Raw genomic sequence first — 14,113 nt, forward strand, 5'->3', positions numbered from 1 at the left:
GTCTCTACGGACGCCAGCGCGGGTCGTAGCCGCTGGTCAGCGCCTCGCGGTTGTGCCGCCACCGGGGTTCCCTGTTGGCGGTGTGGTTGGTGATGCCGCGCATCCGGCGGATGAACGCGCCGTACGGCTTGATCAGCGTCGAGGACAGGTTGCCGCCGGGCGGCATGTCCATGAAGGGCATGAACTTGTCCGGGAAGCCGGGCATGGTGCAGGCGATGCAGATGCCGCCCACGTTCGGGCAGCCGCCGATCCCGGCCATCCACCCGCGCTTGGGCACGTTGCAGTTCACGACCGGGCCCCAGCAGCCCACCTTCACCTGGCACTTCGGGGAGTTGTAGTCGTGGGCGAAGTCGCCCTGCTCGTAGTACGCGCCCCGGTCGCAGCCCTCGTGGACCGTCTTGCCGAACAGCCACTGAGGCCGCAGCATCTCGTCCAGCGGAGGCGGCGGCGCGCTGCCGGCCGCGTGGTAGAGCACCCAGGTCAGGGTCTCCATGAAGTTGTCCGGCTGGACGGGGCAGCCCGGCACGTTGACGATCGGCAGCCCGCCGGTCGACCGGAAGTCCCAGCCGAGGTAGTCGGCCAGGCCCATGCAGCCGGTCGGGTTGCCCGCCATCGCGTGGATGCCGCCGTAGGTCGCGCAGGTGCCGATGGCGACGACCGCCCAGGCCCTGGGGGCCAGCCGGTCGATCCAGGTGTTCACGGTCATCGGGTCGCCGGTCGCCGGGTCGTTGCCCAGCGACGTCCAGTAGCCGTCGCCGTTGATGTTCTCGTTGGGGACCGAGCCCTCGATGACGAGCATGAACGGCTCCAGCTCGCCGCGGGCGGCGGCCCGGAACGGGGCCAGGTAGTCCTCGCCGCCGAGGCTGGGCGAGAGCACCTTGTTGTGCAGGTGGACCTTGGGCAGGCCGGGGATGACGCCGCCGACCACGTCCTCGATCGCGGGCTGGGTCGCGGCGGTGATCGAGACGGTGTCGCCGTCGCAGCTCATGCCCTCGGATATCCACAGGATGTGCATCTCGTCGTACCCGGCGGCCTGGCCGCTCCGTTCATGTGTCTGCGTCATCACGGCACCTCGCTGGTGAGCACGTCCGACTGGTAGGTGATCGACTCGACGACGACCCCGGTGTCGCCGACGACCTCGACGTCGACGCCGCCGCAGCGCGGGCAGGCGACGAGCGCGAGCGCGCCGGCCGCGGGCGTCCTGGCGCCGCAGTCGTGGCAGCTCATCGTCGGCGGCGCGGCGACCAGTTCAAGCTGCGCGTCCTCGGCGGCGGTCCCGGCAGCGGCCACCCGGAAGCCCTGGTCGACGACCGCCGGGTCCACCGCGTGCCCGGTGACGGCGGCACGGACGCGTACCGCGGCCACCCGCCGTCCCTCGGCGCGGCGCAGAACCGCCCGGACGATCTCGTCGCACATCCCTGTCTCATGCATCAGCGCGTTCCTTGTCTTGTCGGGTCGCCTCTTGTCGGGCGGCCTCGTCGCGGGCCAGCGCCGTCACCGCGGCGACCGCGCCGTCCACGGCTGCGGCGACGGGCTCGGACAGGCCCATCACCTCGTCGATCACCTGCGGCCGGCAGCCCACCAGGAGCACCCGGCCGACGCCGCCGCCCAGCTTGCGGAGCAGGTCGAGAACGGCCTGCGGGTGCATGCCGTGCCCGTCCACGGGCGGCGGGGCGTCCGGGGCCGGGTCGTCGTCGATCTCCAGGACGGCCACGGTGCCCGGCGGGCCCTCGACCTCGACCGCGTCCACCATGATCAGCGTGTCGTACGTGCCGCCCAGCAGTTCGTAGGCCAGGTGGACGCCGCGGATGCCGTAGTCGGCCACCACCACGGAGCCGGGCAGGGCCGCCGGGTCCATCCGCCTGACCACCTCGACGCCGAAGCCGTCGTCGCCGAGGAACACGTTGCCGATCCCGGCCACCAGCACCCGCTTCATCCCGGCACCCCCTGGTCCAGCGGCTCGGTCTCGTCGGGGGCGAAGTAGCGGTACCGCCCGTACCACTGGTTCAGCTCGGCCGCCGGGTCGTCCTCCAGGGTCACGGCGAAGTGGCGGCTGCCGTCCACGTCGAGCAGCACCGCCTCCACCAGGGCCGTCCTGCCGTCGAGGAACATGTCCTGCGGGTCGGTGCCGCGCAACCGGGGTCGCAGCCGCACCCTGCTGCCCTTGCGCACCGGGACCCCGCCCACCTCGACGCAGTCCGTCTCCGGCCGCACCGAGGCATCCGCCTCCGGATCCCACCAGGGCACCTGCGACTCCACCCCGGTTCCCTCGGGACGCGGGTCGCGGGTGGTGCCGTGCAGGCGGGCCAGGTCGTCCGGGGTCATCGACTCGACGCGGTCCAGGATGGCGGCGGCGCGCGGGTCGGTGGCGCGTGCCTCCTGTTTCTCGGCGTCGGTGAGCGTCAGCGTGCGCAGCGACAGGATCTCGTCGATCTCCGCCGCGTCGTGCAGGTCCCCGGGGCTCTCCGGCGCGACCCGCGGGTTGTCGTACAGCAGGATCGGCGACGACAGCATCACCTGGTCGCCGCTCAGCACCGGGTACGTGTGCGCGTTCGCGCAGTCGCGGGCCGCGGCCTCCGCCCAGGCCGGGGGTTCCAGCAGCGAGACGAACCGGCCGCCGGGCACGGCGAGAAGCGTGTGGCAGGCGATCAGCGCGTGCCGGAGCGCCTCGTCCCTGGACGCCTCCGGCGACGGCTCCCGGCCGACGTTCTCAACCCGTACACACAACTTCAACAGCGGCACGGGCGTGTGGAGGTCCGGGGGCGCGCAGGCGGTCAGGGACATGGTGGCGCGCGCGAGCAGGGGCCACTCGCGCCACCGCGTCCGCCCGGCCGAGCCGGGCAGCGGGGTGATCGTCTCGAAGCCGGGCACCCGCAGGTCGAGCCGCTTCGGCCCGGACAGCAGGTCCGCGACGGACGCCGTGAGGTCGAACTCGCGGGGGACGGCCTCGTCGAAGGTCAGCGCGTCGCCGACCCGGTCGGCGGCGCGGTGGCCGCCGTCCGGCAGCAGTTCCTCCGGGGTACGGCGGCGCAGGTGCAGGAAGCGGAGCCGGCAGTGCACCAGGGCGTCGGCGGGCCCGGTGAGCAGGCACTCGGTCCGCTGCCACCACGACTCGGCGGAGCCCGCCACCCCGCCGCCGTCCAGCCCGTGCGCCCTGGCCCACGGCTCCGGCAGCAGCACGCCGAACTGCCACCGGACCCGGTTCTTCGGAGAGGAACGGCGATAGGGGTACAGCAGGTAGCCCTCGTACAGGACGGAGTCCGCGACCGCCAGCGCCGCCCGGAAACCGGGCGCGGCGTCGATGCCGTTCGCGTCCACGGCGGGTAGCCCCTTCCTGTCCTGGTCATACGTGACTCTTCTGGTATTGCCACGCCGTCTCAGGACAAGTAGGTGGATCGCTCCCCTAGGTGCCGTCCTCACTTAGCGGTTCTTGATGATTCATCCGAGGGGAAATCGGACTTTCTCCGACGTAAGCCCGCTTCGTCTCAACAGGATTTGCCCGCCGCTTTGCCGCCCAGGCGGGCGGCAAGGAACTCCCAATCGACTAATTCGCTGCCAAAACGGCACTTATCGGTAAAGATCGTCAAATGACGCTTGAGGTGCCTCACGGGGGCGGCATGACGTTCAGCGTTCTCGGGCCCGTACGGGTGCGCGGCGGCGGCGCGGTGAGCGCCCTCGGCCGGTCACAGCGCCGCGGCCTGCTCGGCTTCCTGCTGCTCAACGCGAACAAGGTCGTCACCATGGAGACGGTGATCGACGCGCTGTGGGGCGGCGCGCCACCGCCTTCGGCCCGTGCCCAGATCTACTCGGGGATCCACGCCATCCGCCGCGAGTTACGCGCCCTCGGCCTCGACGAGGTGGCCTCCTCCCGGGGCGGCTACACGTTGCGGGCCGACGCCGCGACCCTGGATCTCGCCCTGTTCGAGGGGTACGTCCGGCAGGCCGGGGCGGGGCAGCCGCCCGAGCAGGCGGTCCGGTCGCTGCGCCGGGGACTGGCGCTCTGGAACGGCCCGGCGCTGAGCGACGCGTCCGGAGCCTATGTCGAGGCGGTCCGGGTCCATCTGGAGGAGACACGGCTCGGCTGCGTGGAGACGCTGATCGACGCCGAGCTCGCGCTCGGACGGCACGACCACGCGATCGGCGAGTTGCGGCGGCTGGTGGCGGAGCACCCGCTGCGGGAACGGCTGCACGCGCAGCTCATGCTCGCGCTCTACCGCGGTGGCCGCCGGATCGAGGCCCTCGACCTCTCCCGCGACCTGCGCCGCAGGCTGGTGGAGGAACACGGGCTCGACCCGGGCCAGGCGGTGATCGAGCTGGAGCAGGCCATCCTGCGCGCCGATCCCGGCCTCGCCCCGCCGCCGAACGGGTCCGTGACGGCCACACCCGGCGGCGCGCCCGCGCAGCTCCCTGCCGACACCACCGACTTCACCGGACGGGATCGGGAGCTGGCCCAGGCGCTGTCCGCCCTGGGCGGCCCACGGGGGAGCGCGCCGCCGATCTGCGCGATCACCGGCCCGCCGGGGGTGGGCAAGACCGTCTTCGCGGTGCACGCGGCCCACCGGGTCCGCGGGAGCCACCCCGACGGCCAGCTCTTCGTGGACCTCCGGGGGGCTGACAGCAGGCCGGCCGAGCCGGACGAGGTGCTCGCCGCCTTCCTGCGCGCGCTGGGCGTCGACGGGAGGAGGATCCCGGAGGCCCGCGATGAGCGGTCCGCGCTCTACCGGACCATGCTCGCCGGCCGTCGGGTGCTCGTGGTGCTCGACAACGTGACCGACGAGAGCCAGGTGAAGCCGCTCCTCCCCGGCGCGGGCACCTGCTCCGTACTCGTGACCAGCCGCAGGCGGCTGGCCGGGCTCGGCGCGCCGACCACGGTGGAACTCCTCCCGTTCGACGGGGAGGAGTCGGTCGAGCTGCTGGGCCGGATCGCCGGGAGCGCACGTGTCGCGGCCGAGGACGCGGAGGCCCGCGAGGTGGCGCGGCTCTGCGGCGGGCTGCCGCTCGCGCTGCGCATCGCCGGGTCGCGGCTCGCCGCGCGGCCCCACCGCGGCATCGCGGAGCTGGCCAGGCGGCTCGCCGACGAGCAGCGCCGTCTGGACGAGCTGTCCTACTCGGGGCTCGGCGTACGGGCCGGTCTCGATCTGGCCTACCAGGCGCTCGGCGAGGCGGAGCGCCGCCTGCTGCGGCGGCTGGCCTTCCTCGACGTCCCCGAGGCCGGGCCGTGGCTGGCCGTCGCGGTCGGCGGCGAGCGGCCGGCCGACACGGAGGAGACGCTGGAGCGCCTGACGGACATCCACCTGCTGCGGGTGACCGGCGTCGACGGCACGGGGCAGATCAGATACGGGATGCACGACCTGGTCCGCACCTACTGCCGGGAACGGATGGCGGAGGAGGAGACCGCGGACATGGCGGTCTCCGTGGTCTCGTCGGCCGCCAGGCACCTGCTCCGGCTCGCCGCCGAGGCCCGGAGCGCCGACCGGGGCCACGACTACTACGCCCGGCTCGCCGCGGAACTGGCCGTCGCCGTGGACGAGAAGACCGTACGGCACGCGGCGGAGCATGCGGTGAACTGGCTGGAGGCCGAGGCCGCCACCGTCCACGGCGTCCTGCGGCAGACGGAGGCCCATGGGCTTTTCGACGAGGGCTGGCGGATCGCCCTGATGGGAGGCTGGCTGTACGACATCCGGTGCTGGGCGGGCGAGTACCGGAAGATCCTGACGATCGCGTACCGGATGGCGGAGAAGTCCGGAGACCGCCGGGCCCAGGCCATCGTGCCGGCGCTCGACGCGGAACTGGGGGTGCTCGCCGGCGCCCTGGACGAGGCCGCGCGGACGCTCGCGTCGTCCGAACGGATCTTCGCCGAGATCGGGGACGAGCACGGGCTGGCGGAGGTCTGGCGGATGCTCGTCACCCTGGAGCGCACGCGTGGCGAGCACACCGTCGCGCTGCGCCGCTGCGAGCGGATCCGCGAGACCTTCCGCGTCATGGAGGACCACTCGGGAGAGGCCCACACCCTGCGCTGCGTCGGGCAGATCCACCTCGTCGAGGGCCGCGTGCCCGAGGCGCTGCGGTATCTGGAGGAGGCCCTCCGCGTCGCGGGCAGGAGCCGCGGCGGCTGGAAGCGGCTCAACACCCTGTACTGGCTGGGCGAGGTCTACCTGAGGGTGGGACGCGCGGGGGAGGCCAGGGACGCGTTCCACAAGGTCGCGGAGGCGGCCGACCGGGTGGGCGACTTCACGGGAGGCGCCTTCGCCCGGCTCGGCCTGGCCCACGTGGCCATCGAGGCGGGCGAGCGCCGGCAGGCCCGCACCCTGCTCGCGGCGGCGCTCGACCATGCCGAACGCTCCGAGCTGACACTCGTGCTCTGCAAGATCGGCCTGGCCGTCGGCGAGGCCCTGGCGCGGCTGGGCGAGCTCGCGCGGGCGGGGGAGACGATCGAGCGCGTGCTGCCGCGGATCGACGGCCTGGCCTCCCCGCCGATGCGGGCCGAGGCCATGGACCTGCTCGCACGGGTCCGTGAGGGCCGGCGTGTAGCTCGCGTATAGCTCCCGTATCAACCCGGCCTGGCAGAAAGGGAGACGAGGTCCGCCTCTCTGCCGGCGGGGGTCTACGAAGGGGAGGAGCGCCATGCGCGACATCATCTGGAACTGATCGGCCGGACGACCACGACGGGACATGGACAGGGGGTCTCTCATGCGCGATCTCATCTGGACCTGACCAGAACAGGCCGGCCCGGTGGGGCCGGACCGTGGTGACGACCTGATGGCGGCCGGCGGCGCTTTCCACGCGCCGCCGGCCGCCTCCGCGTGACGAGCGGCTGACAGGAGGCGGCGATGGAGAGCGGGGCCTTCCGTCACGCGTTCGCCGTCACGGAGTTCCGGGCGCTCTGGGGCGCGATGGCCGTCGTGCGCGCGGGGACGCAGCTGGGCCGGGTGGCGCTGGCGGTGCTCGCCTACGAGCGCACCGGGTCCGCCGCGGTGACCGCGCTCGTGTACGCACTCACCCTGGTGCCGGCGCTGGTCGGCGGTCCGCTGCTGGGCGGGCTGGCGGACCGGTACCCCCGCCGGAGGCTGATCGTAGGCTGCGGCCTGGCGAGGGCCGGGCTGATCGCGCTGGTGGCCGTGCCGGGGATCCCGCTGCCGGTGCTGTGCGCCCTGGTCTTCGCCTCGCAACTGCTCGAATCGCCGGCCGTGGCCGCCCAGATGGCGCTCACGCCCGACATCCTGCCCGAGGACGTCTACCAGGCGGGCATCGCGATCCAGCACCTCACCTCCCAGATCGTCAGCCTGGCCGGTTTCGCGGCGGGGGGCGTGCTGGTGGCGGCGGTGGGCACGAGCGGGTCGCTGACGCTCAACGCGGCGGCCTTCGCGCTGGCCGCGCTGATCGTGCTGCGCGGTGTCCGGCCGCACCCCGCCGCGCGGACCAGGGAAGACGGCGAGGGGCGGCGCGGCGGCCCGCTGGAGGGACTGCGCCTGCTCGTCTCCGACCACCGGCTGCGCAGCCTGCTGGCGCTCGCCATGCTCGCCGGGTTCCAGGTGGTGCCGGAGGCGCTGGCCGCCCCCTACGCCGCCGGGATCGGCCAGGGCACCGCGATGGTGGGCCTGCTCATGGCCGCGATACCGGTGGGCAACGTGCTGGGCGTGTTCCTCTTCACCCGGTTCTGCTCCACGGAGGCACGGCTGCGGCTGCTCGGACCGCTGGCGTGCGCCGCGAGCGCGCCGCTGGTGGCCTCGGCGCTGGTCCCGGGCCCGGTCGCGGCGCTGGTCCTGTGGGCGCTCGTGGGGATGCTGGGCGCCTACCAGGTGACGGCGAACGCGGAGTTCGTCCGGATCGTCCCCACCGAGCGGAGGGGGCAGGTGCTGGGGATCGCCTCCGCCGCCCTGGTCGCCGCCCAGGGGGTGGGCATGATCGTGGGCGGACTGCTGGCCACGCACCTGGGGGTGACGGGGGCGCTGGGGGTCGCGGGGGCGGCGGGGCTGGCCGCCGGAGTGCCGGCCGCCCTCGCCTGGCGACGGGCCCGCGCCCGCGCCGGGGAGGTCGTCCGCGGGACGGCCGGGCACCGAGCGGCGCCCCGCGATCAGGCGCCGTAGAGCCAGTCGACGTGCTTGTGGTCGTCGGGCTCGCGGCTCAGGAAGAGCTCGTTGCGCAGCAGCCGCGCCACGCCGTCGACGTGCCAGATGTCGCCCCAGACCCGCGCCGACGTCTGCACCCGGGCCGTCCGCTCGGTCCGTACGCGCTCGTACTCCTTGAGAGCGACCGGCCAGTCGCCGGAACTGGCGGCGGCCTGCGCCGCCAGGCAGTGCGCGTCCTCGATCGCCTGGCAGGCGCCCTGCGCGAGATACTGCAGCATCGGGTGGGCCGCGTCGCCGGTGAGCGCCATCCGGCCGTCGACCCAGTTCGGGACGGGCACGCGGTCGAACATCTTCCAGTGGCGGACCCGCCACAGCGACCTCAGCCCGTGCCGCACCTGCGGGCAGGCCCCGGCGAAGACCTCGTCGAGCTCCTCGGGGCCGCCGTACTCGGCCTCGCCCCGCAGGAAGCCCGGCGACCGGAACACCGCGACCGTGTTGAACATCTCCCCGCCGCGCAGCGAGTACTGCACCAGGTGGCAGCCGGGGCCGATGTAGGCGACCACGTCGGTGAGCGCGCGCTCGTCGGGCTCGGTCTCCAGCTCCTCGACCGGGAACGCGCCGCGGTAGGCGACGTAGCCGGAGTTGACCGGCTCGTCGTCGCTCAGCCGGGCGCGCAGCCGCGACCGCAGCCCGTCGGCGCCGATCGCCACGTCCGCCCGCTGGACGCCCGCCGCGCTGCGCACGACCGCCGAGTCCTGCGCGGTCTCGACGTCCGTGACCTCGCAGTTCGGGACCAGGTCCACGCCCGCCCGGTCGCACGCGCGCTGGAGCACGCCGAGCAGGTCGCTGCGGTGGATCACCACGTACGGCCCGCCGTACCTGGCGACGAACTCCTCGCCGAGCGGCAGGTGGGTGAGCTCGCGGCCGTCGACCGCGTCCCTGAACACCAGCCGTCGCGGCAGCACCCCGAGCCCGATCACCTCGTCGAGCACGCCCCACTCGCGCAGGATCCTGGTGGCGTTCGGGGCGATCTGCAGACCGGCGCCGACCTCGGCGAACTCCGGCGCGCGCTCCAGGACGCGCACCCGCCGCCCGGCCCGGGCCAGCGCGAGGGCGCTCGACAGCCCGCCGATGCCCCCGCCCACGACGATGACGTCCACTTCCCTCTCGGACACGGTCATTCCCTTCTCACTAGAGCCAGCGGCCGAGTACGGGCGCCTCACCGGCGCGTCCGGTCAGCCAGGCGGCGAGGGCGGCGCCCTCACCGCCGGCGGCCCGCTTGCGTACGACGTCGACGGCCAGCGCGGCGTTGAACCCGGCGGGCAGGTCGTCGAAGCCGAGACCGGTGCCGAGGTCGACGGCGTGCACGGCCACCTCGCGGGCGCGCATCCACGGGATCTCGGTGGCGGGGACGGTCCGGCCCTGCGCCGTGACGACCTCGTTCGTCCACGCCCGCTCCGGCAGCGCGTCCAGGTCGGCGGCGAAGGCCGCCGCGGAGCCGCGCACCAGCGCGCGCAGCTCCCCGGCGGGCAGCGCCGAGCCCGCCTCGATCTCCGCGTTCCGCTGCTCGGGGCCCGCGTACATCGGCGTCCTCTCGCCGGTGCGCGCCCAGTGCAGCAGGCGGCGCAGCGCCTCGGCGTTGTGGTGGACGTGCGCGACGACGTGGCGGCGGGACCAGCCGGGCAGGCCGGTCGCCGCGTCGAGGTCGTCGTCGGCGAGCCCGTCGACGGCGTCGAGGAAGAGGCCGGTGCAGTGGTCCATCCACTCCCGGATCTCGGTCATGACCTGCGCGCCCTGTTCTCGAGCCGGCCGATGCCCTCGATCTCGGTGACGAGCGTGCCGCCGTCGGCGAGGTAACGCGGGGGCTTGCGGGCGTGGCCGACGCCGCCCGGGGTGCCGGTGGCGATCACGTCGCCGGGCCGCAACGTCATGATCGCAGAGACGTAGCGCACCAGCGCGACGGGGTCGAAGACCAGGTCACCGGTGCTGGACTTCTGCACCTCCTCGCCGTCGACCGCGCCGCTGATCGCCAGCTCGGGGCGGACGCCGCCGGGCAGCTCGTCGGGGGTGACCAGCACCGGGCCGAGCGGGGTGGTGCCCTCGAACGTCTTGCCCTGGAGCCACTGGGCGGTGCGGTACTGCCAGTCGCGCATGGTGACGTCGTTCAGCACCGTGAAACCGGCGATCGCGGCGGCGGCCCGGCTCTCGTCGGCCCGCCGCACGGTCGCGCCGACGACGAGGGCCAGCTCGGCCTCCCAGTCGACGGCGTCGGACTCTGCGGGCAGCGCGATGTCGTCGTACGGGCCGATGAGCGCGTCGGCGTACTTGGCGAACAGCGTCGGGTGCTCGGGCAGCTCGCGGCCCATCTCCAGGATGTGGTTGCGGTAGTTCAGGCCGACGCAGACGATCTTCCCGGGGGCGGGCACCACCGGCGCGAGCCCGGCCGTGCCGGCGGCGTGCGCGGGCCCGTCGGCGGACTCGGCGAGCGAGCGCCAGTCGTCCCGCGCGAGCAGCTCGCCGACGTCGCCGAACCCGGTCTCGACGTACCGGTCGCCGTCGACGCGGACGGCGCGGGTGCCTTCGGCGGTGCGGATGGTGGCGAGTCTCATGCGTGCTTCCTCGGGTCGATCTGGACGCGGTGCTGGTGGAGCTTCTCGATGACGGGGGTGTCGCTGAACCGGAAGAGGTCGAGGCCGGGCTCGGTCTCGACGGTCAGCGGCTGCCAGGACGGGACGACGAAGAGGTCACCGCGCTCGACGTCCCAGCTCGCCGAACCCACGGTGACCCGGCCGAGACCGTCGAACACCTGGAAGACCGACGAGCCGACCTCCCGGCGGGTGGCGGTCCCGGTGCCGGGGGCGAGGCGGTGGAACTCGGCGCGGATGGTCGGCATGACGTCGCCGCCCGTGGTCGGGTTGGTGTAGCGGACCGCCGCGTGTCCCGGCTCGGTGGTGGCGGTGTAGCCCTCGGCTTCGAGCCTGAGCTGCTCGGACAGCGCCCGGTCGGTGTGCTCCCAGCGGTAGGCGAGCAGCGGGGTCGCCGGGGACAGGTCGAGCTGGGTAAGCGGGCGCAGGCCGGGGTGCGCCCACAGCCGCTCCGAGCGCGACCGGTCGGGCGCATCCCTGCTCTCCACCTCGTCCGGGCCGAACTCGAAGAACGTCGAGTCGGTGTAGTGCTGGAACGGGATGTCGAGGCCGTCGATCCAGGCCATCGGCTCGCTGCTGGTGTTGTGGTGGCCGTGCCAGTTCCAGCCCGCCTGCGGCAGGAAGTCGCCGCGCCGCATCGCGACCGGGTCGCCGTTCACCACGGTCCACACGCCCTCGCCCTCGACGACGAAGCGGAAGGCGTGCTGGGTGTGCCGGTGCACGGGGGCGTCCTCGCGCGGGTTCAGGTACTGGATCGCCGCCCACAGGGTCGGCGTCGCGAACGGACGACCGCCCAGCCCGGGGTTGGCCAGCGCGATGGCGCGCCGCTCGCCGCCCCGGCCGACCGGGACGAGCGCGCCCGCCTTGGTGGCCATCGGGAGCAGCCGGTTCCAGCGCCACAGGTGCGGCACGGCGGCGGACACCGGCGCGTGCGGCATCAGGTCGCCGATCTCGGTCCAGAGCGGGACCAGCAGCTCGGACTCGAACTCGCGGTAGAGCCCGTCCAGCTCGGGAGTGCGGTCGGGCTGGTCGGGCGCGTCGCTCGCGACGATGCTGACGGGACTGGTGACGGTCATCGGTGTACGGCTCCTTGACAGATGCGCTGCAGTGACCGGTTACCATCCTGGTCTAGGTTCCTCGTGATGGAATAGGTTGTTCTGCTGTGAAGAATCGCCCGTCGTACGCGATCGAGTCGGTCGATCACGCGCTGCACCTGGCCACCCTGCTGCAGCAGGAGGGGCCGCTGCGGCTGAGCGACGTCGCCGAGCGGCTGGGCGTCTCGCGCTCCACCGCGCACCGCCTGCTGGCGATGCTCGTCTACCGCGACTTCGCCGAGCAGGACTCCGACCGGCGCTACCGGGCGGGGCCCGTCCTGCGGCCCGCGCCCGTCTCGGAAGCCCCGGTCACGCTGCTGCGCAGGGTGGCCCGCCCGCACCTGGAGCGGATGGTCGCGCACGTGCGCGAGTCGGCGAACCTGGTGGTGCGCGCGGGCGCCGAGGTCCGCTTCGTCGACACCGTCGAGTGCGACAACGTGCTGCGGGTCGGTGACCGTACGGGGCGCTCGTTGCCGGCCCACCTGACCTCGGGCGGCAAGGCGATCCTGGCCCTGCTCCCGCCCGCCGAGCTGGCGCGGCTCTACGCGGACGAGGCCGAGCTGGCCCGCGTCCGGCGCGACCTGGCGGCGGTGCGCCGGCGCGGCGTCGCCATCAACGACCAGCGGACGGAGACGGGCCTGACGGCGGTGGGGGTGGCGCTGCGCGACGGATCGGGCCGTCCGTACGCGGCGATCTCGATCGCGCTGCCCACCGCACGTTTCACCAGGGAGCGGCTGCCGGGCTGGATCAGCGCGCTCACCCTGACCGCGGCCGCGATCGAGGCCGACGCGATCTGACCGCTCAGGCGCGCACCGGCTCGTAGTGGAGCGCGAGGATCCCGCAGTCGAACGTCCGCGTGCCGGCCACGCGGAAGCGGTGGTAGGCGTCCGCCGGGAACACCGGCATGCCGGCCCCGATCGAGGTCGGGTTGACGAACAGGTGGAGCTCGTCGACGAGCCCGGCGGCGATCAGGCTCGACACGAGCGTGCCGCCCCCGTACACGATGAGGTCGCCGCCCGGCTCGGCCTTGAGCCCTTCGATGATCTCGGTCAGGTCGCCGCCTGCCACGGTGGCGTTCTCCCACGGCGACTCGGTGAGGCTGTTGGAGATGACCGTCTTGGGCGTGTCGTTCATCCAGTCGATCGACTCCTCGTCCTCGCCCTCGGGCCTGGACGCCCAGGCCGGGATGAACCCTTCGGCGAGCTTGCGGCCCAGCACGATGCGGTCGACGGACTTGGTGAGCGCATTGATGTGGTCGCTGAGGTCGTCGGTCCAGGGGAACGTCAGCCAGTCCATCTCGCCCTGCGGGCCGGCCATGAAGCCGTCGACGGTCGTCTGGACCTGGAGCTTGAGCTTGCGCATGGATGAGTCCTTTCTGGTTCGCCGCTTCCGATGGTGGCGGAGCGTTCTTACGACCTTCTTACGCTCCTCTTCCTGGCTGAAAGTTTCAGGGGCCGTCGCAGGTCACCGGGGGGAGGGCGCCCGCCTGGTTGACGGCGGGCCGCAGGCATGGGATCAATCGCCCGGAAAGCGCTTACCTGAAGGGAGATGGTCGTGTCACCTCAACCTCGAAGGGCGGGCGGCTGGCGGCGTCTGCTGCTGAGCCTGGTCGCCCTGGCGACCGCCATGGCCGGCGCGGTCGCCGTCCAGCTGCCCGCGCGGGCGGCCAGCGTCGACACGAACGCCTGGTACGTGCTGGTCAACCGGCACAGCGGCAAGGCGCTCGACGTGTACGAGTTCGCCACCCATGACGGCGCGCCGATGGTGCAGTGGGCCCGCAACGACGGCAACCAGCAGCAGTGGCAGTTCGTCAGCTCAGGCGACGGCTACTACCGGCTCAAGTCCCGCCACAGCGGCAAGGTCCTGGACGTCTACGAATGGAACGCCGACGGCGGCGCCCAGATCGTCCAATGGGCCGACACCAACGGCTGGAACCAGCAGTTCCGGCTGGCCGACTCCGACGGCGGGCACGTCCGCCTGATCAACCGCCACAGCGGCAAAGCCCTGGAGACCTGGGAGTGGTCCACCGCCGACGGCGCCCGCATCTCCCAATGGGACGACCTCAACGGCGCCAACCAGCAGTGGCAGCTCGTCAAGATGGGCAGCGGCGGCGGTAATGGCGGCGGCGACGGCAGCGGCGCCTGGCCGTCCGACACCGGCAGCGTGCACCAGACCACGACCCGCAACGCCGGCACGTTCTTCGACGGCGGCATGAAGCGCTACTACGGCATCGGCGACGGCGGCCAGAGCGAGAGCCAGGACCCCATGTTCGTGGTGGCCAACGGCGGCACCATCCAGAACGTCA

The 14,113-nt window shown here is 73.2% G+C and carries 13 protein-coding genes; 4 read left to right on the plus strand and 9 right to left on the minus strand.

The window, feature by feature from the left end:
* Positions 1-4 precede the first annotated feature (4 nt).
* The 4 genes from KME79_RS41595 to KME79_RS41610 are packed head-to-tail and all read right to left on the minus strand — an operon-like array spanning position 5 to position 3,318.
* A complete protein-coding gene (locus KME79_RS41595) occupies positions 5-1,063 on the minus strand; it encodes an NADH-quinone oxidoreductase subunit B family protein (RefSeq protein WP_219551591.1) in 1,059 nt (352 codons plus the stop codon).
* Complete coding sequence (locus KME79_RS41600) at positions 1,063-1,431, minus strand: hydrogenase/urease maturation nickel metallochaperone HypA (protein ID WP_246641294.1); 369 nt, start codon at positions 1,429-1,431, stop codon at positions 1,063-1,065. The genes KME79_RS41595 and KME79_RS41600 overlap by 1 nt, the downstream gene beginning before the upstream one ends.
* On the minus strand, positions 1,424-1,936 hold the full coding sequence (locus KME79_RS41605) for a hydrogenase maturation protease (RefSeq protein WP_219551593.1): 513 nt from the start codon (positions 1,934-1,936) through the stop codon (positions 1,424-1,426). Before KME79_RS41605 ends, KME79_RS41600 begins: the two co-directional genes overlap by 8 nt.
* On the minus strand, positions 1,933-3,318 hold the full coding sequence (locus KME79_RS41610) for a hypothetical protein (protein WP_219551595.1): 1,386 nt from the start codon (positions 3,316-3,318) through the stop codon (positions 1,933-1,935). The genes KME79_RS41605 and KME79_RS41610 overlap by 4 nt, the downstream gene beginning before the upstream one ends.
* A 299-nt stretch (positions 3,319-3,617) precedes the next feature.
* Here KME79_RS41610 and KME79_RS41615 point away from each other — a divergent pair, with 299 nt between their 5' ends.
* Positions 3,618-6,542, plus strand: a complete 2,925-nt coding sequence (locus KME79_RS41615) for an AfsR/SARP family transcriptional regulator (RefSeq protein ID WP_219551597.1) — start codon at positions 3,618-3,620, stop codon at positions 6,540-6,542.
* Between the two features lie 288 nt (positions 6,543-6,830).
* Entirely contained in the window at positions 6,831-8,087 is a 1,257-nt protein-coding gene (locus KME79_RS41620; protein WP_219551599.1) for an MFS transporter, read from the plus strand.
* On the opposite strand, the gene KME79_RS41625 is transcribed toward KME79_RS41620, so the two are convergent.
* Genes KME79_RS41625 through KME79_RS41640 form a run of 4 tightly spaced genes read right to left on the minus strand, consistent with a single transcriptional unit; the run spans position 8,075 to position 11,790 of the window.
* A complete protein-coding gene (locus KME79_RS41625) occupies positions 8,075-9,244 on the minus strand; it encodes an FAD-dependent oxidoreductase (protein WP_372452535.1) in 1,170 nt (389 codons plus the stop codon). The genes KME79_RS41620 and KME79_RS41625 overlap by 13 nt on opposite strands.
* A 16-nt stretch (positions 9,245-9,260) precedes the next feature.
* Positions 9,261-9,851, minus strand: a complete 591-nt coding sequence (locus KME79_RS41630; RefSeq protein ID WP_219551603.1) for a maleylpyruvate isomerase N-terminal domain-containing protein — start codon at positions 9,849-9,851, stop codon at positions 9,261-9,263.
* On the minus strand, positions 9,848-10,678 hold the full coding sequence (locus KME79_RS41635) for a fumarylacetoacetate hydrolase family protein (RefSeq protein WP_219551605.1): 831 nt from the start codon (positions 10,676-10,678) through the stop codon (positions 9,848-9,850). The genes KME79_RS41630 and KME79_RS41635 overlap by 4 nt, the downstream gene beginning before the upstream one ends.
* Complete coding sequence (locus tag KME79_RS41640; RefSeq protein WP_219551607.1) at positions 10,675-11,790, minus strand: cupin domain-containing protein; 1,116 nt, start codon at positions 11,788-11,790, stop codon at positions 10,675-10,677. Before KME79_RS41640 ends, KME79_RS41635 begins: the two co-directional genes overlap by 4 nt.
* An 86-nt stretch (positions 11,791-11,876) precedes the next feature.
* On the opposite strand from KME79_RS41640, the gene KME79_RS41645 reads away from it, so the two are divergent.
* Positions 11,877-12,605: an IclR family transcriptional regulator gene (locus tag KME79_RS41645; protein ID WP_148035799.1), complete on the plus strand. Its 729-nt coding sequence runs from the start codon at positions 11,877-11,879 to the stop codon at positions 12,603-12,605.
* A 4-nt stretch (positions 12,606-12,609) separates the two neighbouring features.
* On the opposite strand, the gene KME79_RS41650 is transcribed toward KME79_RS41645, so the two are convergent.
* Positions 12,610-13,170, minus strand: coding sequence for a dihydrofolate reductase family protein (locus KME79_RS41650; RefSeq protein WP_219551609.1), 561 nt, complete (start codon positions 13,168-13,170; stop codon positions 12,610-12,612).
* A 192-nt stretch (positions 13,171-13,362) separates the two neighbouring features.
* Here KME79_RS41650 and KME79_RS41655 point away from each other — a divergent pair.
* The coding region (locus KME79_RS41655; RefSeq protein WP_219551611.1) for an RICIN domain-containing protein at positions 13,363-14,113 on the plus strand (751 nt) is incomplete at its 3' end.

The sequence above is a fragment of the Nonomuraea harbinensis genome (assembly GCF_019396385.1).
GTDB classification, from domain to species: domain Bacteria; phylum Actinomycetota; class Actinomycetes; order Streptosporangiales; family Streptosporangiaceae; genus Nonomuraea; species Nonomuraea ferruginea.

Bases quoted from the DNA above. Each gene is read 5' to 3' on its own strand.
- KME79_RS41640 (WP_219551607.1), bottom strand. From the start codon at position 11,790: ATGACCGTCACCAGTCCCGTCAGCATCGTCGCGAGCGACGCGCCCGAC.
- KME79_RS41605 (WP_219551593.1), bottom strand. From the start codon at position 1,936: ATGAAGCGGGTGCTGGTGGCCGGGATCGGCAACGTGTTCCTCGGCGAC.
- KME79_RS41650 (WP_219551609.1), bottom strand. From the start codon at position 13,170: ATGCGCAAGCTCAAGCTCCAGGTCCAGACGACCGTCGACGGCTTCATG.
- KME79_RS41620 (WP_219551599.1), top strand. From the start codon at position 6,831: ATGGAGAGCGGGGCCTTCCGTCACGCGTTCGCCGTCACGGAGTTCCGG.
- KME79_RS41595 (WP_219551591.1), bottom strand. From the start codon at position 1,063: ATGACGCAGACACATGAACGGAGCGGCCAGGCCGCCGGGTACGACGAG.
- KME79_RS41630 (WP_219551603.1), bottom strand. From the start codon at position 9,851: ATGACCGAGATCCGGGAGTGGATGGACCACTGCACCGGCCTCTTCCTC.
- KME79_RS41600 (WP_246641294.1), bottom strand. From the start codon at position 1,431: ATGCATGAGACAGGGATGTGCGACGAGATCGTCCGGGCGGTTCTGCGC.
- KME79_RS41615 (WP_219551597.1), top strand. From the start codon at position 3,618: ATGACGTTCAGCGTTCTCGGGCCCGTACGGGTGCGCGGCGGCGGCGCG.
- KME79_RS41635 (WP_219551605.1), bottom strand. From the start codon at position 10,678: ATGAGACTCGCCACCATCCGCACCGCCGAAGGCACCCGCGCCGTCCGC.